Raw genomic sequence first — 21,263 nt, 5'->3', positions numbered from 1 at the left:
CCCCTCGGGTCAGCTCGCCCGGCCGCCTGGCGAGCTGACCCGAGGGGAGCCGCCCGAGATCAGTAGGGCAGCAGGTCGCCGGTGACCAGCTCGAAGCCGAAGGGCTCCGGAACGCGCATCGTCTCGCCGAACGCGATGTCCTCGCGCCGGTGGTACCGGGTGCCGTCCGGCCTGCTGAAGAGGGTGACGGTCTTCTCCCGCGCGTCGACCAGGAGGTACAGCGGGATCCCCATCAGCGGGTAGTCCCGCACCTTCCCGACCCAGTCGTTCTCGGGGTTGGAGGGCGAGACCAGCTCGACCGCGATCGCGGCCAGCTCGGCGGGCACCTGGTTGTCGGTGGTGGCCAGCGCGTCGTCCGGAAGGTACGTCAGGTCGGGATTGCGGCTCTTCCCGACGTTGGGCGAGATCAGATCGGTGTTCTCGCTCGGCAGCAGCCCGGCCGGGGTGTGGGCGTCGAACTGCCGGCGCACCACCAGCAGGTTGCGCTGGTGGATCCCCGAGGGGCTCACCATCATGGTGATGGTGTCGCCGGAGAGCTCCACCTTGAAGCCATCGGGCAGGCTCCTGCGGGCCGCTTCCAGGAGCTCGAAGTGTTCCGGGGTCATGAGTGCGACGCCTCCCGAACCGAATCCACCGGTGTCCGGCACCCAGCGTAGTCGGCGCCCGGCCCCAGGCCCCAGGCCCCCGGAACGGCGGAAGCCCCGCAGCGAAATCTTGGGTTCCAACGGTCGTCGCAACACCCCAGTTCAAGGTGTGCGATGGACTTCGAGATCTGCGGGGACCGGAAGCCGCAGCGGCCCAGGCGGTGACGCGGCAACTGGTGTCAGTGGCCCTCGGTCCAGAACTGCTGGAGTCGCGCGATCGCCTGGGCCTTGTTCAGCTCGGCGACCTGGTTCTCGGTGAGTCCGACACGGTTGATCAGCATGTGGACCAGATCTGCGGGAAGCGCCTCGCGTGGTGGCTCGGGCACGCCTCGATCGGGAAGCGCGCCGTCCAGGACGCACGGCCAGAAGACATCCTCTGTCACATCCAGCTGATCGCGGAGGACGTGCGCCCACATGCCCGCGCCGTACACGGTGCGGTCGACCGGATGCGACACCCGAGTACGCAGGATCCGCCCGTCGGGGAGCCCGAATTCATAGGTGACGTGGTGGGTGCCGGTGCGGCCGCGCGCGTCACGTACGCGTTCCCAGCCTTCAACCTTGCAGAACTGCTCGTGCCGTTCGCGTGTCGGCTGGGGCCAGGTCACTTCGCGACTCCGAGCAGCCAATCACGGAGTTGTGCGTCGTCGCTGAGACCGATCAGCTGAACCAGGCCCCAGTTGTCGCGATGGTTCGGAGCGCTCAGCAGTCGGTCCTGCCAGTCCTCCGCATACTCGCGGAGCGCGTCGATCATCTCGTCGATGGCCTCGTCGAACGTGCCGCCGTCCGCTGCGACCGGCAGGCCGGGGAAGAACACCGACCAGCCACCGCCCTCGGCGACCACCTCGGCCTTGGAGGGGCACAACAGCGTGAGGGCACGGCGTAGCCGCCCTGCGTCGACTACGGCCGCGTATCCGGTGTCCCGGCGAACGGTCGCGATCCGGCCTTGCCCCGCTGCGTCCAGCAGATCCTTCAGGTGCGCTCGGGCTTCGGTGTAGCTCTCGTAGTGGACTGCTGTCATGGGAAGCCTCCTCGTCCGAGAACCAGGGTCGCGCGGCCGGTGAAGTACGTCAAGTACGTAGCGTACTTGACGTCATGCGGGAGGGTGGTGACCGTCGGCTGTGCCGTTGGCGTCAAACAACGCGAAAATGCCCCCGAAGCGAGCTGCTTCGGGGGCATAATGCCTGGTCATACGTTGTGGCCAGGGCCGGGGTCGAACCGGCGACCTTCCGCTTTTCAGGCGGACGCTCGTACCAACTGAGCTACCTGGCCGTACTGCACCGTCTCTTGCGAGACGAGCGATCCCGACGGGACTTGAACCCGCGACCTCCACCTTGACAGGGTGGCGAGCTAACCAACTGCTCCACGGGACCTTGTAGTGGTTTCCCACTAAGGTCTTGCGGCACTGCTTTTTACTACGGTACTGCGTGCCCCCAACGGGATTCGAACCCGTGCTACCGCCTTGAAAGGGCGGCGTCCTGGGCCACTAGACGATGAGGGCTTGCGGCCTGTCCCGCTGTTCCCAGCGTTCGGGGACGTCGAGAAGCATATGGGATGTAGGGCGGATCGCCAAAACGGGTTTCGGCCGGGTGGGTGGGGGCCGCCCGAGGGCCGCTCGGGGCGGGGGTCAGGACCAGCCGAGTTCGTCGAGTTCGTGGTCGTCGAAGCCGAAGTGGTGGGCGACCTCGTGGATGACCGTGGTGCGGACTTCGGCGACGACCTGGTCGTGGGTCTCGCAGTGCCGGAGGGTGGGGCCGCGGTAGATGAGGATCCGGTCGGGCAGGACGCCCGCGTACCACTCGCCGCGTTCGGTGAGCGGGGTGCCCTCGTAGAGGCCGAGGAGTTCCGGGTCGGCGGGGTCGGGCTCGTCCTCGACGAAGACGGCGACGTTGTCCATCATGGCCGCGAGCTGCGGGGGAATCTGGTCGAGGGCGTCGCTGACCAGCGTCTCGAACTCGTCCCGGGTCATCTCCACCGGTTCATTGTCGGGTCTGGAGTGACGCTGTGCCAGACGGCGGGAGCCGGTGTTTGATGGGGTTATGGCGACCTCGGACGGCACGGTGGACGGCCCGGCGCGGACCCGGCCGGTGGGCGAAGGGACGGCCGCCCGGAGACGGCCGCCGGTGTGGCGCGGGCAGGGGCCGGCCGTGGCGGTGATCGCGGTGGGCGGGGCGATCGGGTCGGTGGCGCGGTACGGCGCCGGGCTGGCCTGGGCGAACGGCCCGGCGGCGTTCCCGTGGACGACGCTGCTGATCAACGTGGTCGGGTGCGCGGTGATCGGGGTGTTCCTGGTGGTGATCACCGAGGGGCGTCCGGCACACCCGCTGCTGCGGCCGTTCTTCGGCACCGGGGTACTGGGCGGCTTCACCACCTTCTCGACGTACGCGGTGGACATCCGGCGGCTGGTGGAGGAGGGGCGGCTCGGGCTCGGGCTGGCGTACCTGGGGCTGACGCTGCTGGGCGCGCTCGGCGCGGTGTGGGTGGCGGCCGGGCTGACGCGCCGTCTGATCGCCCGTGGGGGCGGGGGCGTGCGGTGAGCAGGTTGAGCGGGCCGGCGCTGCGGCTGACCGTGCTGGTGGGGGAGAACGACCGCTGGCACCACCGGCCGCTGTACAGCGAGATCGTGCACCGGGTGCGGGCGGAGGGGCTGGCCGGGGCGAGCGTGTTCCGGGGGATCGAGGGGTTCGGGGCGTCGTCGCTGGTGCACACGGCACGGCTGCTGTCGCTGAGCGAGGACCTGCCGGTGGCGGTGGTGATCGTGGACGAGGAGGAGCGGGTGCGGGCGTTCCTGCCGCAGTTGGACGGGCTGGTGGCGGAGGGCTTGGTGCTGCTGGACCACTGCGAAGTGGTCAGGTACGTGGGGCGGGAAGGGGCTTCGGGGTGAACTGGCTGCTGGTGGTGGCGGGCGCGGTGGTCGGCGCGCCGCTGCGGTACCTGACCGACCGGGCGGTGCAGGCCCGGCACGACTCGGTGTTCCCCTGGGGGACGTTCGCGGTGAACGCGGTCGGCTGCATGGTGCTCGGCCTGGTGACCGGGGCGGTGGCGGCGGGGGCCGCGTCCCCGCAGGTCCAGGTGCTGCTGGGGACGGGGCTGTGCGGGGCGCTGACCACGTACTCGACCTTCTCGTACGAGACGCTGCGGCTGGTCGAGACCGGGGCGGGGCGGTACGCGCTGGCGAACGTGGTGGGCAGCGTGGTGGTGGGGCTGGCCGCGGTGTACGCGGGGGCGGGGCTGGCCTCGGCGTTCTGGGGCTGAGCAGGCCGCCGGTCTGCCGGTCTGCCTCGGCGGGCCGTGCCGGTTCGGCGGGCTGTGGCGGCGCGTCCCGGGCGCTTCCTGGCGCGCTGCCCGTGTCCCGTCGGGGCGGGCGCGCGTTGGGCACCGAAAAGCGGCCGCGCGAGCAGTGGGCGGCCCGGGTGGGGCGGTGGAGAGGGAGCTCGGTGGCTTCGGTGCGGGCGGTTCGGGCGGTGGTGCGTACGGCTTCGGCGCGTGCGGTTTCGGCGCGTACGGCTTCGGTGCGTGCGGCGGCGGTGCTGGCGGTGGCCGGGCTGGGGCTGACGGGGTGCATGTCGGTCGGTCCGGAGGCGGAGGTGAAGCGCGGGGTGGCGCCGGTCGGGCAGGTCGGTCCGGCGGGCAAGCCGGGGGTGACGAGCGGGCCGTCGGCCTCGCCGAGCGGCGCGCATCCGGGGAGTGCGTCCGGGCGCCCGGAGCGTCCGGGGGGCTTGCAGGGCGAGAACGCGCCGGCCGGGGCGACGGCCACGGCGGCGGGCGAGGTGGCGCCCGGCGTGAACGGCGCGGCCGCCGGCGTGGTCCCGGTGCCGGGGGCGCCCGCCGTGGACCCCGCGCCGGCCGGCACCGGCGCGAACGGTTCGGCGGGGGGCGTGAGTGCCAGCCCCGCTCCCCGGCCGGGCGGCGGCGCGTCGGCCGGTACCGGCGGTGCGGCGGGTACCGGGGGCGCGGGCGGGGCCGGCGGCACCGGTGAGGGCCGCTCCGGCGGTACGGCGGGCACGCCGTCGGCCACGCCGAGCAGCCGCCCCTCGACGTCCCCCGAGCCCGAGCACACCTCACCGGCCGCGACCGTCCCACCGACCCCGGAGCCCTCGGCCGGTAACTCCGGTTCCTCGGCCCCGAGCCCGCATGCGGGTGGGCATTAGCGGTCTGGCCAGGGCATTTGCCTCTGATCCCGAGGTTCGTCTATGGTGGTAGATCGTTCGTTTGATTCATTTGACTGGCGCCCTATTCCCATCTGGCGCCCTTGGCGCGTTCCGGCGATCCGTGGCTGACCGCATAGAGGCGGTTGTGAAACAGAACCCCCGGACTTTGGCGCGTGCCACTTCCGGAAGGTTTTACATGTCTCTCGTTGACGACGCCCGCTTCGCCATGCCCGCGAGCGAGGCCGCCGCCGATGTCACCGACACCGCCGACACCCTCACCGACACCGTCGAGGCCGTTGAGGCCGTCGAGCCCACCGACGCCGACGTCGAGCTGAACGCCGACGCCGTCGAGGCCGAGGAGCCCGCCGAGCCCACCATCACCTTCGGCGACCTGGGCCTGCACGACGACGTCGTGCGCGCCCTCGCCAAGCGCGGTGTCACCACCCCGTTCCCGATCCAGGCCGCGACCATCCCGGACGCCCTGGCCGGCAAGGACGTGCTGGGCCGTGGCCGTACCGGCTCCGGCAAGACCCTCAGCTTCGGCCTGCCGCTGCTGACCCGCCTCGCCGACGGCGAGCGCACCAAGCCCAAGCACCCGCGCGGCCTGATCCTCGTCCCGACCCGCGAGCTGGCCATGCAGGTGGCCGACGCCCTGGAGCCGTTCGGCTCGGTGCTCGGCCTCAAGCTCAAGGTCGTCTGCGGCGGCACCTCGATGTCGAACCAGATCTACGCGCTGGAGCGCGGCGTCGACGTCCTGGTCGCCACCCCCGGCCGCCTGCGCGACCTGCTGAACCGCGGCAGCGCCAAGCTGGGCGACGTCCGGACCGTCGTGCTCGACGAGGCCGACCAGATGGCCGACATGGGCTTCCTGCCCGAGGTCACCGAGATCCTCGACCAGGTGCCGGCCGGTGGCCAGCGCCTGCTGTTCTCCGCCACCCTGGAGAACGAGATCGACACCCTGGTCAAGCGCTACCTGAAGAACCCGGTCACCCACGAGGTCGACCCGTCGGCCGGCGCGGTCACCACCATGACCCACCACATCCTCGTGGTGAAGCCCAAGGACAAGGCGCCGATCACCAACGCGATCGCCGCCCGCAAGGGCCGCACGATCATCTTCGTCCGCACCCAGATGGGCGCCGACCGCGTCGCCGAGCAGCTCATCGAGGCCGGCGTGAAGGCCGACGCGCTGCACGGCGGGATGACCCAGGGCGCCCGTACCCGCGTCCTCGGCGACTTCAAGGACGGCTACGTCAACGTCGTCGTCGCCACCGACGTCGCCGCCCGCGGCATCCACGTCGACGGCATCGACCTGGTCCTCAACGTGGACCCGGCCGGCGACCACAAGGACTACCTGCACCGCTCCGGCCGCACCGCCCGGGCCGGGCGCTCCGGCGCCGTCGTCACCCTGGTGCTGCCGCACCAGCGCCGCGGCGTCTTCCGCCTGATGGAGGACGCGGGCGTCGACGCCTCGCGCCACATCCTCGACCACGCCTTCGACGCCGAGGTCGCCAAGATCACCGGCGCCCGTTCGCTGATCGAGGTCCAGGCCGAGAGCGCGGCCGGCATCGCCGGTGCCGCCGAGCGCGAGCTCGCCGACATGACCCGCCAGCTGGAGCGCGCGCAGCGCCGCACCACCGAGCTGCGCGAGGAGGCCGACCGCCTGGCCGCGCGGGCCGCCCGCGAGCGGGCCGAGCTGGGCATCGAGGACGAGGCCCCGGCCGCCGAGGCGGGCGACGAGGCCGCTGCGGAGGCCCCGGCCATCGAGGCGCCGGCTCCGGCCGCCGCGCCGCAGGCCGAGGAGCGCACGACTTCGTACCGCGAGGCGCGCACCGAGCGTCCGGCCTTCAACCGCGACCGTGATGACCGTGGTGGCCGTTCCGGTGGCTTCAACCGTGACCGTGACGACCGTGGTGGCCGTTCCTTCGGTGACCGCGATGACCGTGGCGGCGCCCGCTCGGGTGGCTTCAACCGCGACCGTGATGACCGTGGTGGCCGTTCCGGTGGCTTCAACCGTGACCGTGACGACCGTGGTGGCCGTTCCTTCGGTGACCGTGACGACCGTGGCGGCGCCCGCTCGGGTGGCTTCAACCGTGACCGTGACGACCGTGGTGGCCGTTCCTTCGGTGACCGTGACGGCGCCCGCTCGGGCGGTTTCAACCGTGACCGTGACGACCGCGGCGGCCGTTCCTTCGGCGACCGCCCGGCCCGCACCGGTGGTGGCTTCGACCGCGACCGTTCCGGTGGCTTCAACCGTGACCGCGACGACCGCGGCAGCCGTTCCTTCGGTGACCGCCCGGCCCGCACCTTCGGTGACCGCCCGTCCTTCGGCCGGGACCGTGACGAGCGCGGCGGCAGCAACAACCGTCCGTTCGCGCGTCGTGACGACCACCGCTCCGGCGGCCGTCCGCAGGCCTCCGGTGGTGGCTTCGGCCGTGACCGTGACGACCGTGGCGGCGCCCGCTCGGGTGGCTTCGACCGCGACCGTTCCGGTGGCTTCAACCGCGACGACCGCAAGCCGCGCTGGAAGAACTGACGCCGTACGGCCGGTGGTTGACCACCGGTAGCTGAACAGCTGAACACACACGACGGGCCCGCTCCATGCACTGGAGCGGGCCCGTCGCGTTCCCCCGATACCCCCGGGTACCTCCCCCGGTACCCCTCGTACCCCCGAGGTGTTGTTCTGCAGCTGAGAATAACCTGTGGCGCGGCCCGGCGGAAGTCCCGTAGCGTCCCGGACATGAGCAGCAGACTGCATGACGTGGCCCGGGTGAACGAGGAGATCGCCGAGCGGGGGAGCTACCGGGCGGCCGGTGGCGAACTCGTCATGGTGGGGGAGCAGTTGGCGGCCGCCAGGGCCGGCACGGTGTCGTACGCGCCGCCGGCGCTGGACGCGCTGCTGCGGGGCGGGGGCCCGGGGCCAGGGCCGGATCGGCCCGGTGGGCCCGTCGGGGCGGTGGAGGTGACGGCCGAAGGCAGCATCGAGGCCGCCCGGCGCCTGGTCGAGGGCGGGGCGGGCCCGGTCGGGGTGCTCAACTTCGCCTCCGCGCGCAACCCCGGCGGCGGCTACCTGCGCGGCGCCCGCGCCCAGGAGGAGGACCTCTGCCGCAGCGCGCTGCTCTACACCTGCCTGCTGGAGGCGCCGGACTACTACGAGGCGCACCGCGCCTCCACCGACCTCCGGTACAGCCACCGGGTGATCGTCTCGCCCGACGTACCGGTGATCCGCGGTCGGGGCGGCGACCTGCTGGCGCGGCCGTACCCGGTCACCTTCCTGACCTCGCCCGCACCCAACGCGGGCCAGCTGGAACGGCGCTCGGCCGACGTGGACGTCCGGGGCGTGCTCGCCGAGCGGGCCGTCCGGGTGCTCGCGGCGGCGGCCCGGCACGAGGTCCGCACGCTGGTGCTCGGGGCCTGGGGCTGCGGGGTGTTCCGCAACGACCCGGCCCAGGTCGCCGAGGCCTTCGAGGGCGCGCTCTCCCGGTACGGGGCGGCCTTCGAACGGGTGGTGTTCGCGGTCTGGGACCGCTCACCGGTCTCGGCGAACCGGGCCGCGTTCGAGGCGCGGTTCGGCGGGGCGGCGCAGTCCGGCGCGGCGGTGCGCTGAGGCCGCCGCCGGGTGCCGCCGGGTGCCGCTACCGCTTGCGGGCGGCCAGCGCCGTCGCGGCCGTCGAGGCCGCCGCGACCACACCGGTGACGGCGAAGACCGACGGCCAGGCGCCGATCTTCTTCGCCAGCGGATGCGAGCCGCCGAACGCCGCCACGTACAGGCCGGTCAGCGCCGCTGCGGTGGCCGCGCCCGAGCTGCGGTGCCACTGCGCGGCCGCCCCGGCACCGGCCACCGCCAGCACCGCGCCGCCCAGTTCGCGCCGGCCGCTCCAGCGGGCGACGCCGTAACCGCCCACCAGGCCGCTCGCCGCGGTCAGCGCGGCGGGCGCGGCGGCCGAGAGCACGTTGGGGACCTTCGCCATCGTCGACTCCACTCGTAGAGGTTGTCCTGACTTCCTGTTCCGGCTTCCGACCATAGCCCGCCCGCCCCGCGCCCGTCCGGGTCTCCCCGCCGTCGGGCCCCGCTGCCGTCGGGTCCCGCCGCTTTCGGGCCTCCCCGCTTTCGGGCCTCCCTGCGGGCGCGTTACCGGAACGCCTGTTCGGCGGGCTGCGCCGGCACCGTGCGGGCCAGCCGCTGCGCGGCCTCCGCCGGGGGCAGCACCCGTTCCAGCCGCAGGTCCCCCGGGACCTCCTGGAGGAACCGCCCGGCGGACCAACTGCGCTCGTACGGCGGCGGGTCCAGCACCAGGGTGCGTACGCCGTCCACCACCGGGATGTCGCTGGGCGTCCCCTCGTTCCACAGCCACGAGCCGTCCGGGGCGACCAGGTTGAACGCGCCGGTCGCGACCACCCGGCGGTCGTCCGGGACCGCGGTACGGGCCAGCGCCACCACCTCCGGGTCCGGCCGGGTGCCCGGCAGGTGGCCGCCGCCGATCAGCACCTCGGCGAGCAGGGTGTGCAGTTGGAAGGTGTCGCCCAGCCCGTCCATGCGCAGCAGGTAACCGGTGCCGGTGGGGCGGTCCAGCACCAGCAGCGGCTCGTCGTCGAGGACCAGCGCCAGGTGCGCCAGGCCCTTGAAGTCGTGCCGCCCGCCGTCGTACCGCTCGAACAGCTCCAGCAGCACGTCCGTCACGCCCGAGGTGCGCGCCTCGCGGCGCACCGGCGGGTGCGCGTACACGACCCAGGCGGCCCGCTGCCACAGGTGCAGCGTCCACCAGCCGACCACGGCCAGGTGCGCGTGCCACGCGTCCAGGTGTGCCGGATCCGCGACCCGGTCGTGCGCCTCGACCGGGTCGTCGCCCTCCGGGTCCGGCAGCGGTCCGCCGCCGGTCTGCGCCCACCGCCGCGTCAGCCGCTGCGTGCCGGTCAGCGCCCCGCGCAGGCCTGCCAGCACCGGGCCCGCGCAGCCGACCGGGTCGGCGCCGTTCTCCACGCAGGCGCCCACGACCATCGCCAGGTGCGCCCGGGGGAACGGCGGGGTGCCCGGCAGCAGCGCGGCCAGCCGGGGACCGGCCGCGGCGGCCTCGGCCGGACCGGCCGACCCGAACAGCCCGCCCACCAGCGCCAGGGCGGGGCCGAAGCGGTCGTCGTCCCCGGCGGCGGCCACCGCCTCCAGCCCGGCCACCGCCTCCAGGAGGGTGGGCTGCTGACGGTGCGGCGCATCATGGTCGGAAGACACCGCCGCAGCATAGGCGGCGCTGCGGGCGGGCCCGGTGGCGGGTGCCGGGTCGGCTGCCGGGCCACGGCCTTCGCGCCGCACGCCCCCCGACCCCGCCGTCCACCCGTGGGAGGACACCGGCCCGCCCGCCCAGCGGTGGCGCTTCGAAGGCCGGGAGCAGGTGCGTCCCCGGGCCGGTCAGGCCGACAGGTTGGCGCGCAGGGCGGTCAGCTCCTCGTCGGTGACGCCGTGGGCGCGGAGGTAGGCGGGGAGGGAGGAGTGCCGGGTGTGGATCCAGCCCAGGGCGGAGGCGAGGAGTTCGGCGGTGACGGGGCGGGAGACGCGTTCGGTGCCGGTCTCGTCGACGTAGGGGGTGGGGCCCCGGTCGAGGCCGAGGCCGACGTTGGAGAGCAGGAAGTCGGCGGTGACGTCGGCCTCCGAGGCGCCGAGCAGGGACTGCAGGACGGCGATGGTCAGGCCGGTGCGGTCCTTGCCGACGGCGCAGTGCACGAGGGCGGGCAGCGCGCCGGGGGCGGCGAGGCGGCGGACGACGGCGGCGAGGGACGGGCCGGCGGTCTGGGCCATGAAGGGGTAGAGCGCCGCCTGGTCCTCGGGCCAGGGCTGGTCGACGTCCTCGCGGTTGGCGGGCAGGGTCGGCAGGTTGAGGGCCTCGTGGTCGAGGCCGTGCCGCAGGTCGGGCCAGACCTCCAGTTCGACCGGACTGCGCAGGTCGAGGACGGTGCGCAGGCCGAGGGCCTTGAGGCGCCGGGCGCCCTCGTCGGTGAGGGTGTGGAAGGAGCCGGAGCGGTAGAGCACGCCCCGCCGCAGGGCGCCGATCCCGCCCGCGTCACGGAAGTTGCGCACACCGGGGATGTCGATGAAGGCGTCGGTCATGGCCCCACGGTACGGGCGGCGGGCGGGCCGGCGGAAGGAAACCGGAGGGAACCTTTCAGCGCCCGCCGGAGACGTCCAGGAACGCGTTGGTGGTGTACGAGGCGGCGGGGGAGAGCAGGAAGAGGATCGCCTCGGCGACCTCCTCCGCCCGTCCGCCGCGCCGCATCGGCAGTCCGGGGGCGACCCGGTCGACCCGGCCGGGTTCGCCGCCGAGGGCGTGGATGTCGGTGTGGATCAGGCCGGGGCGGACGGCGTTGACCCGGATCCCCTCGGCGGCGACCTCCAGGGCGAGGCCGCGGGTCATCGAGTCGACGGCGCCCTTGGCGGCCGCGTAGTCGACGTACTCGTTGGGCGAGCCGAGCCGCGAGGCGGCCGAGGACACGTTGACGATGGCACCGCCGCGGCCGCCGTGCCGGGTGGACATCCGGCGGACGGCCTGGGCCGCGCACAGGAACGGGCCGGTGATGTTGGCGGCCCAGATCCGGTTCAGCCGGTCCTCGTCGATGTCCTCCAGCCGGCACTGCTTCTCCAGCGTGCCGGCGTTGTTCACCAGGCCGGTGAGCAGGCCGAGTTCGGCGTCCACGGTGGTGAACAGCCGCTCCACCTCGGCGGTGCGGGTGACGTCGGCCCGGACGGCGAGCGCGGTGCCGCCCTCGGCCCGGACGGCGTCCACCACGGCGGTGGCCGAGGCCTCGTCCGTGCGGTAGTTGACGCAGACCCGGTAGCCGCGCCGGGCGGCGAGCAGGGCGGTGGCGGCGCCGATGCCGCGGCCGGCGCCGGTGACGATCAGGACGCCGGCGTCGGGGATGGTGGTCGACATGGTCGGTACGCTACCCGGCGGACCGGCCGGGGCGGGCCCCGGCGCGGAAATCGTTCGCCCGGAGCGGCCCGGACCGGCGAGGATGCGGTAGCGGCGCCGCCACCACCCTCACCGCCGGCACCGTCCTGCCAGCCTGCTGGTCGAGAGGAGACCGACGATGCCCGACGCACCCGCACCCGCATCCGCATCCGCACCCGCCGTCCCCGGCACCGTCCTGCTCTCCGGCGTGGTCGGCTCCACCGCGTACGGCTTCGCCCACGCCGGCTCCGACGTCGACCGGCTCGGTCTGTACGCCGCCCCCACCGAGGAACTGCACGGCCTGCACCGCCCGGCCGAGTCGCACGTCACCACCGGGCCCGACGTCACCCTGCACGAGGCCGCCAAGTGGTGCCGCCTGGCGCTGTCCTGCAACCCGACCGCCTCCGAGCTCGTCTGGCTGCCGGACGACCTGTACGAGATCCGCACCCCGCTCGGTGCCGAACTGGTCGAGATCCGCTCGAGTTTCCTCAGCGAATCGGCTGTCCGGAAGGCCTATCTCGGTTACGCAGAGCAGCAGTTCCGCAAACTGCTGACCCGCGACACCACCGACCCGGTCACCCGCGGCCGGGCCGCCAAGCACGCCCGGCACCTGGTCCGGCTGGTCGCGCAGGCCGTCCGGCTGCACGAGACCGGCCACAATCTGGTCCGCCTCGCCGACCCCGGACACGTCCGCGACCTCGGTGAACGCATCGCCGACCGCCCCGCCGTCGCCGAGTCCCTGCTCGCCGACGCCGCCGATCGCCTGGCCCGCCCCGGCGTCCTCCCCGCCGCCCCGGACCCGCGCCCCGCCGAATCCTGGCTCCGCCGCGTCCGCGCCGCCCACTACGCTCCGCCCCCCGCCCCCGGCGCGCCCGCGCAATCCACTGGCGGAGCCCTGCGCCCCACCGGGTAGGATCACGGTGGCCCTCCCCAACCGGGACGAGGGCCACGGGCCACTAGCTCAATTGGCAGAGCTGCGGACTTTTAATCCGTAGGTTCAGGGTTCGAGCCCCTGGTGGCCCACCGAACCGAGGCCAGGTCAGAAACCCTCTGACCTGGCCTTTTGTATGTCCGCGGCCGGTGAACGCACTGCGGCACCCCGGCTGGTCGAGTAGCCGGGGTGCCGCGGTGTGGTGCGGGTCGTGGGGCGGGTCAGCCCGCGGCGCGGATCGGGGCGCCGGTCTGGTGGAGGTGGGTGAGGATCTCGCGGTACGAGCGGAAGAGGCCGGTCTCGTAGTAGGTGATCTCCTTCTCGGCGCAGAAGTCGCGGGTGAGGACGGCGGCGCGGCGCAGGGCCGGGGTGGGCATGCTGGGGAAGAGGTGGTGCTCGACCTGGTAGTTGAGGCCGCCCATCAGGGCGTCGATGAAGTAGCCGCCGCGGACGTTGCGGGAGGTGAGGACCTGGCGGCGGAGGAAGTCGAGCCGCATGCCGGGCGTCACCATCAGCATGCCCTTGTGGTTGGGGGCGAAGACGCAGCCCAAGTAGACGCCGAGCAGCGCCTGGTGGACGGCGAGGAAGGCGAAGGCCTTGCCGACCGGGAGGGCGGCGAAGACCAGCCCGAGGTAGGCGGCGAAGTGGGCGACCAGCAGGAAGCCCTCCAGGTACGGGCGCTTCATGATCGGGCTGCGCAGCGCGCGGAAGCTGTTGTAGCTGAGGTTGAGGCCTTCGAGCAGGAGCAGCGGGAAGAAGAGGAACGCCTGGCGGCGGCCGATGAAGCGGGCGATTCCGCTGGCCCTCCTGGCCTGGTCCTGGGACCAGACGACGAGGTCGGGGGAGACGTCCGGGTCCCGCTCCTCGTGGTTGGGGTTGGCGTGGTGGCGGGTGTGCTTGTTCATCCACCAGCCGTAGCTCATGCCCATCAGGAGGTTGGCGACGATGCGGCCGCCGATCTCGCCGGCGCGGCGCCCGGTGAACACCTGGCGGTGCGCCAGGTCATGGGCCATCAGTCCGAGTTGGGCGAAGACGATGGACATCGCGGCGGCCAGGCCGAGTTGGAGCCAGGTGTCGCCGAGGGCGAACATGGCCCACCAGCCGCCGAGGAACGCGGCGAGGACGAGGCCCGCGCGGACGGTGTAGTAGACCGGGCGTCGGTCGAGCAGGGCCTCGGCGCTGATCCGGCCGAGCAGTTGGGCGAAGTCGCTCCCGCCGGTTCCGGGCGGGGCGGTGTCCGGTGGTCCGGCGGGCGGCTGCGGCCGGGTTTTCGCGGTCGGCGTCCCCGCGGTATCGGTGGTCATGGTGCTGAGTCTGGTCTAGCGAACGGGCCTTGAGAAACGGGGGCATCCCCCTGGGGCGGGGTGAGGATAACCCCCGGACCGTCCCGGGCGGCTGCGGACGTGCGGCGCGTGGTGCCGGATGGTGCCGAAGGGGCGGGGAGAGGTGGCGTAGGTCACGTCGTAATCGGCTGGTTTCGGGCGTTCTGTGGCGAGCTTGCGCCGTGGTGGCCGGGGTTGGTGGTGGACCGGAGGTCGGTGACCGCGTCGGGCCTAAATATGATCGGAAGCCACGTTCATCTGTTTGTACCGATGTTCGTATGTGCAACCTGGGAACGGCTCCGACCGTCTCCCTGTGTGCGGTGCGCCAGATCGTCCGGGGCGTCGCTTCCGTCGGTGAAAGGTACGCGCATGTCAGGTCAGTGGGGCGAGGGCCCGGCTCGGGGGGAGAACGCACCCGGCGCGCCCACGACGGGGAGCGATGGGTCCGTGCCGCCTCCGCGTACCGGGGGCCGGGCGGAGGCCCGACGCGCCGCCCAGGGCAAGGGCGCTGGCCGCGCTGGCAAGGACGGCGGCAAGGACGCGGGCAAGGACGGCGGTCGGGGCGCGGGCAAGGACGGCGGCAGGCCGGAGGCGGCGGCGGCCGGTGGCGGCCGGGCGGCGGCGCGCAACAGCCGCAAGCCCAAGAAGAACGTGAAGAAGATCGTCGCCTGGTCGGCGGCCGGCGTGCTGGTGCTGATCGCGGGCGCCGGCGGGGCGATCTACTTCAAGCTGAACGCCAACATCAAGTCCTTCGACGGCGACGCGATAGCCACCGACCGCCCGCCGGAGGCGCAGGCCGACGCGGACGGCAACAAGCCGGTCAACGTCCTGCTGATCGGCTCGGACAGCCGCGGCGGCAACAACTCGGACCTCGGCGGCGGTGAGGACGGCGGCGCCCGCTCGGACACCACGATCCTGCTGCACGTCTACGCCGACCACAAGCACGCCGTGGGCATCTCGATCCCGCGCAACGCGAAGGTCCCGATCCCGCCCTGCAAGCTGCCCAACGGCAAGTGGACCAAGGGGGCGTCCAGCGACCTGTTCAACGCGGCCTTCTCGGTCGGCGGCAGCGACGGCGGCAACCCGGCCTGCGCCCAGAACACGGTGGAGAAGCTCACCGGGATCCGGGTCGACCACACCATCGTGGTCGACTTCAACGGCTTCTCCGCGATGACCAAGGCCGTGAACGGCGTCGACGTCTGCCTGCCGAAGGCCATCTACGAGGGCGACGTCAACCCCAACCTGCACAAGAAGGGCGACCTCGTCCTGCCGCAGGGCAAGCAGACCGTGCAGGGCCAGCAGGCGCTGGACTACGTGCGCCTGCGGCACGGTATCGGCGACGGCTCCGACATCGGCCGGATGAAGCGCCAGCAGGCCTTCCTCAGCTCGCTCGCGAGCAAGGTCAAGAAGGACGGGCTGAGCCCCACCAACCTGCTGCCGCTGGCCGACGCCGCGACCAAGTCGCTGGTGGTCGACCCGGGGCTGGCCTCCGCGGACAAGCTGCTCTCCTTCGGGCTGTCGCTCAAGAACATCGACATGCACGACCTCAAGTTCGTGACGGCGCCCTGGCGTTACCGCACCCAGGACAAGGACCTCGACCTGGTCCAGCCGGACGCCAACAAGCTCTGGGAGACCCTCAAGGCCGACCAGACCATCGACGGGCAGAACGCCACCGGCCAGCAGCCGGACGCCGCCGCCAGCCCGAGCGCACCGGCCGCGTCGCAGTCGGCCGGGCCCAGCGCGCCCGCCGCGCCGGCCGCGGACGCCGGCAACTCGTCGATCAAGGTGGCGGTCTACAACGGGACGACCGAGAACGGCCTGGCCGGCAAGGCGACCGCGCAGCTGAAGGCCGCCAAGTTCGTCGCCACCACGGCGGGCCAGGCGGCGAGCACCAAGTACAAGACCACCATGATCGAGTACGGCTCCGGGCAGAAGGCGAACGCCGACAAGGTCGCCGCGCTGTTCCCGGGCGCCAGCGTCGAGGCCGGCAACTCGGCGGGCGTGACCCTGATCGTCGGCAAGGACTTCTCGGCGGCCAACGGCGGCGGCGCCACCGGCCCGGCCGCCGGGACGGGCGGCGCGGCCGCGAACGGCACCCCGGCGCCCCCGGCGCCGCTGCCGACCACCGTCACCAACGACGCCCGCTCGGCGGATGATGACATCTGCGCGAACACCACCTACGGCAGCGGCGGCTGACCGCACCCGAGCCGTGGGGGCTGACCGCACCCGAGCCGTGGGGACGACCCCCGGGCCGGCGCCGTCCAGGGCGCGCGGGCCCGGGGGTCGTGCCATGGTGGCCGGAGAAACCGGGGAGGCGCCCGGCCCGGGCGACCTGAGGAACGGGCGACCTGAGGGACGGGCGACCCGAGGGACGGGGGCCCGACGCGCGGGACCCCGGCACACCGGGCCCGGCCCACGGACAAGGGGGGCGCGCACCGAAAGGCGGACCCCCATGCCCGAGATCGCCCTCCAGTTCGACATCGCCGCACCCCGGGCCGTCGTCCTCGCCGCGCTCAACACGCACGGCGGGCTGACCAGCTGGTGGACCACCGGCGTGGACCGGGAGGGCGACGTCCTGCTGTTCGACTTCCCCGGTGTCCCCGAGCCGTTCCGGCTGCGCCGCGAGCGGGCCGACCTGGACCGGGTGGTGTGGGCCAACGCCGGGGCCTTCCCGCCGCACTGGGCCGGCACCTGGATCAGCTGGGACCTCGCCGACCAGCCCGACGAGCCCGGCCGCACCCGGCTGCTGTTCCGGCACGGCGGCTGGCAGCCGGGCAGCGAGGACGGTGTCCCGCTGGTCGCCGGCACCTGGGCCGAACTGCTGGTCCGGCTCAAGGACTACGCGCAGAGCGGCAAGGTGCAGCCGTACTTCGTCACGGCCCAGCGGCACGACGCCGCGTGAACGGCCCCCGCGGCGGCGTGAGCGGCACGACGCCGCGCGAACGGCCCGCCGGCGGCCAACGGGCCCCGGGCCCGTCCGATCGCCCGCCAGGGCGCCGTCCGGTGGCGGGATCGCGGCGCCGGGCCGATGGTGGGCGGTGTACCCGCCGTTCGCGCTGACGGCCGGCACCGGCAGCCCGGCACCGGGCGGCCGGGACCCGCCCGCCCCGACGACCACGCCGGCGACCACTGCCTTCGGGAGGCCCAGCAATGCCCGTAGTCACCGCTCCGTACAAGCCCGGCACCCCGTGCTGGATCGACCTGATGGCGAGCGACCAGCAGGCCGCGCTCGACTTCTACCGCGACCTGTTCGGCTGGCAGGGCGAGGTCGGCCCGGCCGAGTTCGGCGGCTACGCCGTGTGCATGCTCAACGACCGACCGGTCGCCGGGATCATGGCGCGGTCCGCGCCCGAGGGCCAGCCGCTGCCGCCCGTCGCCTGGACCACCTACCTGGCCTCGGACGACGCCGACGTGAGCGGGGCCGCCATCGCCGAGCACGGCGGCACGATCCTCTACCCGGCGATGGACGTCGGCGTGATCGGCCGGATGCTGGTCGCCGCCGACCCGACCGGCGCGGTGTTCGGCGTCTGGCAGGCGATGGACTTCATCGGCGCGGGCGTGGTCAACGAGCCCGGCGCACTGGTCTGGAACGAGCTCAACACCGCCGACACCGACGCGGCCGGCCGCTTCTACCTCCCGGCGCTCGGGCTGCGCCCGGCGACCATCCAGGGCATGGAGGGGTACTTCTCGCTCAACGCCGGCGACCGTACGGTGGGTGGCATGCAGCCGATCCCCAAGTACCTGGGGGCGGGCACGCCCTCGCACTGGATGGCCTACTTCTCGGTGGACGACACCGACTCCACCGTGGACGCCCTGGTCAAGGCGGGCGGCTCGGTGATCCAGCCGCCGTTCGACATGCAGTCCGGCCGGATGGCGGTCGTCCAGGACCCGCAGGGCGCGGTGTTCGCGGTGGCGGAGGCCGCCGAGGCGCAGATGCCCGACTCGCCGTAACAGCGCCGGGCACCCCTCGCCGTACCAGCGCCGGGCACCCACGAGCCCACCTGGCCACCCACGAGCACCCGGGCAACCGGAAGCCGCCCTTCCCGCGACGCGCCGCCGGGAAATGGGCGGCTTCCCCGCGTTCCCGGGTAAGACTGCACCCATGCTGGGGCTACCGGACGACATCCGCGCTTTCCTCTTCGACCTCGACGGGGTCCTCACCCAGACCGCCAAAGTGCACGCCGCGGCCTGGAAGGACACCTTCGACTCCTTCCTGCGCGCCGAAGCCGCCTGCACCGGCGGGCAGTTCGTCCCCTTCGACGCCGTCACCGACTACGACACCTACGTGGACGGCCGCCCGAGACTGGACGGCACCCGGGCGTTCCTGCACAGCCGGGGCGTCGACCTGCCCGAGGGCACCGACGCCGATCCGCCCAACACCCCTACCGTGCACGGGATCAGCCGGGCCAAGAACGACACCGTCCTGCGGCTGATCCGCGAGCAGGGCGTCCAGCCGTACGACGGCTCGGTCGCGTACGTGCACCGGCTGCGCGCGCTCGGGCTGCCCAGCGCCGTGGTGTCCTCCAGCGCCAACTGCCGGGACGTGCTGCGGGCGGCGGGCATCGAGGGGCTGTTCGACGTGATCGTGGACGGCGTCGTCGCCCAGCGCGAGGGCCTGCCCGGCAAGCCCGCCCCCGACACCTACCTGTACGCCGCCCGCACGCTCGGCGTCGAGCCCGCGCACGCCGCCGTCTTCGAGGACGCGCTCGCCGGGGTGGCCTCCGGCCGGGCGGGCGGCTTCGGGGCCGTGGTCGGGGTCAACCGCACCGGGCAGGCCGCCGAACTGCGCCGGGACGGCGCGACCGTGGTCGTCGACGACCTCGCCGAACTGCTGGAGGAGCAGGCATGAGTGAGTGGAGCGGGGTAGTCGCATGAGTGGCTTGGACAACTTCTCCGTCGACCCCTGGCAGATCGCAGAGCAGGGCCTGGACCTGACCGCGATGGCCCGCGCCGAGTCGCTGTTCGCGCTCTCCAACGGCCACATCGGCCTGCGCGCCAACCTGGACGAGGGCGAGCCGCACGGCCTCCCCGGCACCTACCTGAACGGTGTCTTCGAGCTCCGCCCGCTGCCGTACGGCGAGGGCGGCTACGGCTACCCGGAGTCCAGCCAGAGCGTCATCAACGTGACCAACGGCAAGATCATCCGGCTGTTGGTCGACGACGAGCCCTTCGACCTGCGCTACGGCGAACTCATCTGCCACAAGCGCTGGTTGGACTTCCGGGAGGGGATGCTGCACCGCGAGGCCGAGTGGACCTCCCCGGCCGGCCGGACCATCCGGGTGCGCTCCTCCCGGCTGGTCTCGCTCACCCAGCGCGCGGTCGCCGCGGTCGAGTACAGCGTCGAGGCGGTGGACGGGCCGGTGCGGATCGTGCTCCAGTCCGAGCTGGTCGCCAACGAGCAGCTGCCCGGCGGCCCCGAGGGCGATCCGCGGGCCTCCGCCGTGCTGGAGGCGCCGTTGCAGCCCGAGGTGCACCACGCGAGCGGCACCAAGGCCGTCCTGGTGCACCGCACCCGCTACAGCGCGATCCGGGTCGCCGCCGGGATGGACCACGTGATCGAGGGCCCGGAGGAGCTCGAAACCGTCGCCGAGGCCGAGGCCGACCACTGCCGGATCAGCGTCACCACCGTGCTCCGGCCCGGACAGCGGCTGCGGCTGGTCAAGTTGATGGCCTACGGCTGGTCGGGGACGCGCTCGCTGCCCGCCGTCCGGGACCAGGTGGAGGCCGCGCTGACCGCCGCCCGGTACACCGGCTGGGACGGTCTGGTCGCCGAACAGGCCGACTACCTCAAGGAGTTCTGGGAGACCAGCGACGTCGAGATCGAAGGCGACGTCGAACTCCAGCAGGCCGTCCGGTTCGCCGTCTTCCACGTCCTCCAGGCCGGCGCCCGCAGCGAGGAACGGGCCATCCCCGCCAAGGGGTTGACCGGCCCGGGCTACGACGGGCACAGCTTCTGGGACACCGAGACCTTCGTCCTGCCGGTGCTCACCTACTGCCTGCCCGGGGCCGTCAACCAGGCCCTGCGCTGGCGGCACACCACGCTGCCGCTGGCCCGCGAGCGGGCCGCCCAACTCGGCCTGGCCGGAGCGGTGTTCCCCTGGCGCACCATCCGCGGCGAGGAGTGCTCCGGGTACTGGCCGGCCGGTACCGCCGCCTTCCACATCGGCGCCGACATCGCCGCCGCTGTCGCCCGCTACGTCCGGGCCACCGGGGACGCCGAGTTCGAGCGCGCGTACGGGCTCGAACTGCTGGTGGAGACCGCCCGGATGTGGCGCTCGCTCGGCCACCACGACGTCTCGGGGAAGTTCCGCATCGAGGGCGTCACCGGCCCGGACGAGTACAGCGCCGTCGCCGACAACAACGTGTTCACCAACCTGATGGCGCAGACGAACCTGCGCGCCGCCGCCGAGGCCGCCGCCCGCCACTCGCACGAGGCCGCCGAACTCGGCGTCGACACCGAGGAGACCGCCGCCTGGCGGGACGCCGCGGCCGCGATGTACATCCCGTACGACGAGGACCTCGGCGTGCACCCGCAGGCCGACGGCTTCACCCACCACCAGGTCTGGGACTTCGAGCACACCCCGCCCGAGAAGTACCCGTTGCTGCTGCACTACCCGTACTTCGACCTGTACCGCAAGCAGGTGGTCAAGCAGGCCGACCTGGTGCTCGCCATGCAGGTCCGCGGCGACGCGTTCACCGACGAGCAGAAGGCCCGCAACTTCGCCTACTACGAGCGGCTCACCGTCCGCGACTCCTCGCTCTCCGCGTGCACCCAGGCGGTGATCGCCGCCGAGGTCGGCCAGCTCGACCTCGCGTACGACTACACGGCCGAGGCGGCGCTGATGGACCTGCACGACCTCGGCGGCAACACCCGCGACGGCCTCCACATGGCCTCGCTCGCGGGCGCCTGCATCGCCCTGGTGGCGGGCTTCGGGGGGCTGCGCGACCACAGCGACTCGCTGTCCTTCCGGCCCCGGCTGCCGGGCGGGCTGATGAGGCTCGGGTTCTCGCTGATGGTCCGCGGGCAGTTGCTGGGCGTCCAGATCACCCACGAGGGGACGACGTACGCGCTGCGCCGCGGCGAGGTGCTGCACCTGTGGCACGACGGCGAGCCGGTGCAGGTGAAGGCCGGGCAGCCGGTCACCCTGCCGACCACCGCGCCGCCGGCCCAGGAGCGGTGCGGCCAGCCGCCCGGCCGCGAGCCCGCCCGGCGGCAGGCGCAGGCGGGCCTGGTCAGCGGCAAGCTCGGGCAGCAGGACCACCTGGCGGCGGAGTAGCCGTAC

At 73.2% G+C, this 21,263-nt stretch carries 20 protein-coding genes and 4 tRNA genes; 12 read left to right on the top strand and 12 right to left on the bottom strand.

Going from position 1 to position 21,263, the window contains the following annotated elements; genetic code table 11:
• Positions 1 to 59: 59 nt before the first annotated feature.
• The 7 genes from AB0R04_RS30705 to AB0R04_RS30675 form a co-directional block, all read right to left on the bottom strand.
• On the bottom strand, positions 60 to 605 hold the full coding sequence (locus AB0R04_RS30705) for a Uma2 family endonuclease (protein WP_363376864.1): 546 nt from the start codon (positions 603 to 605) through the stop codon (positions 60 to 62).
• Positions 606 to 823: 218 nt separating this feature from the next.
• The gene (locus tag AB0R04_RS30700) at positions 824 to 1,249 is read right to left on the bottom strand and encodes a cytotoxic translational repressor of toxin-antitoxin stability system (RefSeq protein WP_363376863.1); all 426 of its coding nucleotides are present in this window, start codon (positions 1,247 to 1,249) and stop codon (positions 824 to 826) included.
• A complete protein-coding gene (locus tag AB0R04_RS30695) occupies positions 1,246 to 1,662 on the bottom strand; it encodes a prevent-host-death protein (protein ID WP_363376862.1) in 417 nt (138 codons plus the stop codon). Before AB0R04_RS30695 ends, AB0R04_RS30700 begins: the two co-directional genes overlap by 4 nt.
• A gap of 177 nt (positions 1,663 to 1,839) precedes the next feature.
• Positions 1,840 to 1,913: transfer RNA gene (locus AB0R04_RS30690), tRNA-Phe, on the bottom strand.
• Between the two features lie 27 nt (positions 1,914 to 1,940).
• A tRNA-Asp gene (locus tag AB0R04_RS30685) sits at positions 1,941 to 2,014 on the bottom strand.
• Between the two features lie 55 nt (positions 2,015 to 2,069).
• A tRNA-Glu gene (locus AB0R04_RS30680) sits at positions 2,070 to 2,142 on the bottom strand.
• A 126-nt stretch (positions 2,143 to 2,268) separates the two neighbouring features.
• On the bottom strand, positions 2,269 to 2,610 hold the full coding sequence (locus AB0R04_RS30675) for a metallopeptidase family protein (protein ID WP_063348331.1): 342 nt from the start codon (positions 2,608 to 2,610) through the stop codon (positions 2,269 to 2,271).
• A gap of 70 nt (positions 2,611 to 2,680) precedes the next feature.
• Between AB0R04_RS30675 and crcB (AB0R04_RS30670) the strand changes: the two genes are divergently transcribed.
• From crcB (AB0R04_RS30670) to AB0R04_RS30650, 5 genes are all read left to right on the top strand, one after another.
• Positions 2,681 to 3,178, top strand: coding sequence for a fluoride efflux transporter CrcB (crcB, locus tag AB0R04_RS30670; RefSeq protein WP_363376860.1), 498 nt, complete (start codon positions 2,681 to 2,683; stop codon positions 3,176 to 3,178).
• Positions 3,175 to 3,525, top strand: a complete 351-nt coding sequence (locus AB0R04_RS30665) for a DUF190 domain-containing protein (protein ID WP_363376859.1) — start codon at positions 3,175 to 3,177, stop codon at positions 3,523 to 3,525. Before crcB (AB0R04_RS30670) ends, AB0R04_RS30665 begins: the two co-directional genes overlap by 4 nt.
• Entirely contained in the window at positions 3,522 to 3,896 is a 375-nt protein-coding gene (gene crcB / locus AB0R04_RS30660; RefSeq protein WP_063348328.1) for a fluoride efflux transporter CrcB, read from the top strand. Before AB0R04_RS30665 ends, crcB (AB0R04_RS30660) begins: the two co-directional genes overlap by 4 nt.
• A gap of 1,092 nt (positions 3,897 to 4,988) precedes the next feature.
• Entirely contained in the window at positions 4,989 to 7,325 is a 2,337-nt protein-coding gene (locus AB0R04_RS30655) for a DEAD/DEAH box helicase (RefSeq protein ID WP_363376857.1), read from the top strand.
• Between the two features lie 204 nt (positions 7,326 to 7,529).
• Positions 7,530 to 8,396 (top strand): TIGR02452 family protein, encoded by an 867-nt coding sequence (locus AB0R04_RS30650; protein WP_363376855.1) that lies wholly within the window; start codon positions 7,530 to 7,532, stop codon positions 8,394 to 8,396.
• Between the two features lie 28 nt (positions 8,397 to 8,424).
• Here AB0R04_RS30650 and AB0R04_RS30645 read toward each other — a convergent pair whose 3' ends face one another.
• The 4 genes from AB0R04_RS30645 to AB0R04_RS30630 form a co-directional block, all read right to left on the bottom strand.
• Positions 8,425 to 8,760, bottom strand: coding sequence for a hypothetical protein (locus AB0R04_RS30645; RefSeq protein ID WP_063348325.1), 336 nt, complete (start codon positions 8,758 to 8,760; stop codon positions 8,425 to 8,427).
• A 161-nt stretch (positions 8,761 to 8,921) separates the two neighbouring features.
• Entirely contained in the window at positions 8,922 to 10,016 is a 1,095-nt protein-coding gene (locus tag AB0R04_RS30640) for a hypothetical protein (protein WP_363376853.1), read from the bottom strand.
• A 177-nt stretch (positions 10,017 to 10,193) separates the two neighbouring features.
• Complete coding sequence (locus AB0R04_RS30635) at positions 10,194 to 10,889, bottom strand: tyrosine-protein phosphatase (RefSeq protein WP_363376851.1); 696 nt, start codon at positions 10,887 to 10,889, stop codon at positions 10,194 to 10,196.
• 55 nt (positions 10,890 to 10,944) lie between these two features.
• Positions 10,945 to 11,709 (bottom strand): SDR family oxidoreductase, encoded by a 765-nt coding sequence (locus AB0R04_RS30630; protein WP_363376849.1) that lies wholly within the window; start codon positions 11,707 to 11,709, stop codon positions 10,945 to 10,947.
• A gap of 157 nt (positions 11,710 to 11,866) precedes the next feature.
• On the opposite strand from AB0R04_RS30630, the gene AB0R04_RS30625 reads away from it, so the two are divergent.
• Positions 11,867 to 12,640: a nucleotidyltransferase domain-containing protein gene (locus AB0R04_RS30625; protein ID WP_363376847.1), complete on the top strand. Its 774-nt coding sequence runs from the start codon at positions 11,867 to 11,869 to the stop codon at positions 12,638 to 12,640.
• A gap of 37 nt (positions 12,641 to 12,677) precedes the next feature.
• Positions 12,678 to 12,750, top strand: a tRNA-Lys gene (locus tag AB0R04_RS30620).
• Between the two features lie 129 nt (positions 12,751 to 12,879).
• Here AB0R04_RS30620 and AB0R04_RS30615 read toward each other — a convergent pair.
• Positions 12,880 to 13,962: an acyl-CoA desaturase gene (locus AB0R04_RS30615; protein ID WP_363376845.1), complete on the bottom strand. Its 1,083-nt coding sequence runs from the start codon at positions 13,960 to 13,962 to the stop codon at positions 12,880 to 12,882.
• Between the two features lie 465 nt (positions 13,963 to 14,427).
• On the opposite strand from AB0R04_RS30615, the gene AB0R04_RS30610 reads away from it, so the two are divergent.
• The 5 genes from AB0R04_RS30610 to AB0R04_RS30590 all read left to right on the top strand — a co-directional run bounded on the left by AB0R04_RS30610 (position 14,428) and on the right by AB0R04_RS30590 (position 21,257).
• The gene (locus AB0R04_RS30610; RefSeq protein ID WP_363376843.1) at positions 14,428 to 16,176 is read left to right on the top strand and encodes an LCP family protein; all 1,749 of its coding nucleotides are present in this window, start codon (positions 14,428 to 14,430) and stop codon (positions 16,174 to 16,176) included.
• 256 nt (positions 16,177 to 16,432) lie between these two features.
• Positions 16,433 to 16,882: an SRPBCC domain-containing protein gene (locus AB0R04_RS30605; RefSeq protein WP_363376841.1), complete on the top strand. Its 450-nt coding sequence runs from the start codon at positions 16,433 to 16,435 to the stop codon at positions 16,880 to 16,882.
• 248 nt (positions 16,883 to 17,130) lie between these two features.
• Complete coding sequence (locus AB0R04_RS30600; RefSeq protein WP_350880560.1) at positions 17,131 to 17,931, top strand: VOC family protein; 801 nt, start codon at positions 17,131 to 17,133, stop codon at positions 17,929 to 17,931.
• A gap of 151 nt (positions 17,932 to 18,082) precedes the next feature.
• A complete protein-coding gene (locus AB0R04_RS30595; RefSeq protein ID WP_363376839.1) occupies positions 18,083 to 18,829 on the top strand; it encodes a beta-phosphoglucomutase family hydrolase in 747 nt (248 codons plus the stop codon).
• Between the two features lie 22 nt (positions 18,830 to 18,851).
• Positions 18,852 to 21,257: a glycosyl hydrolase family 65 protein gene (locus AB0R04_RS30590; protein ID WP_363376837.1), complete on the top strand. Its 2,406-nt coding sequence runs from the start codon at positions 18,852 to 18,854 to the stop codon at positions 21,255 to 21,257.
• Positions 21,258 to 21,263: the final 6 nt, after the last annotated feature.

Origin of the sequence: Kitasatospora sp. NPDC056731, assembly GCF_040687675.1 — a bacterium.
Classification (GTDB): Bacteria; Actinomycetota; Actinomycetes; order Streptomycetales; family Streptomycetaceae; genus Kitasatospora.
Note: the sequence above shows the minus strand (reverse complement) of the source record. Positions and strands in the feature narration are given on the sequence as shown.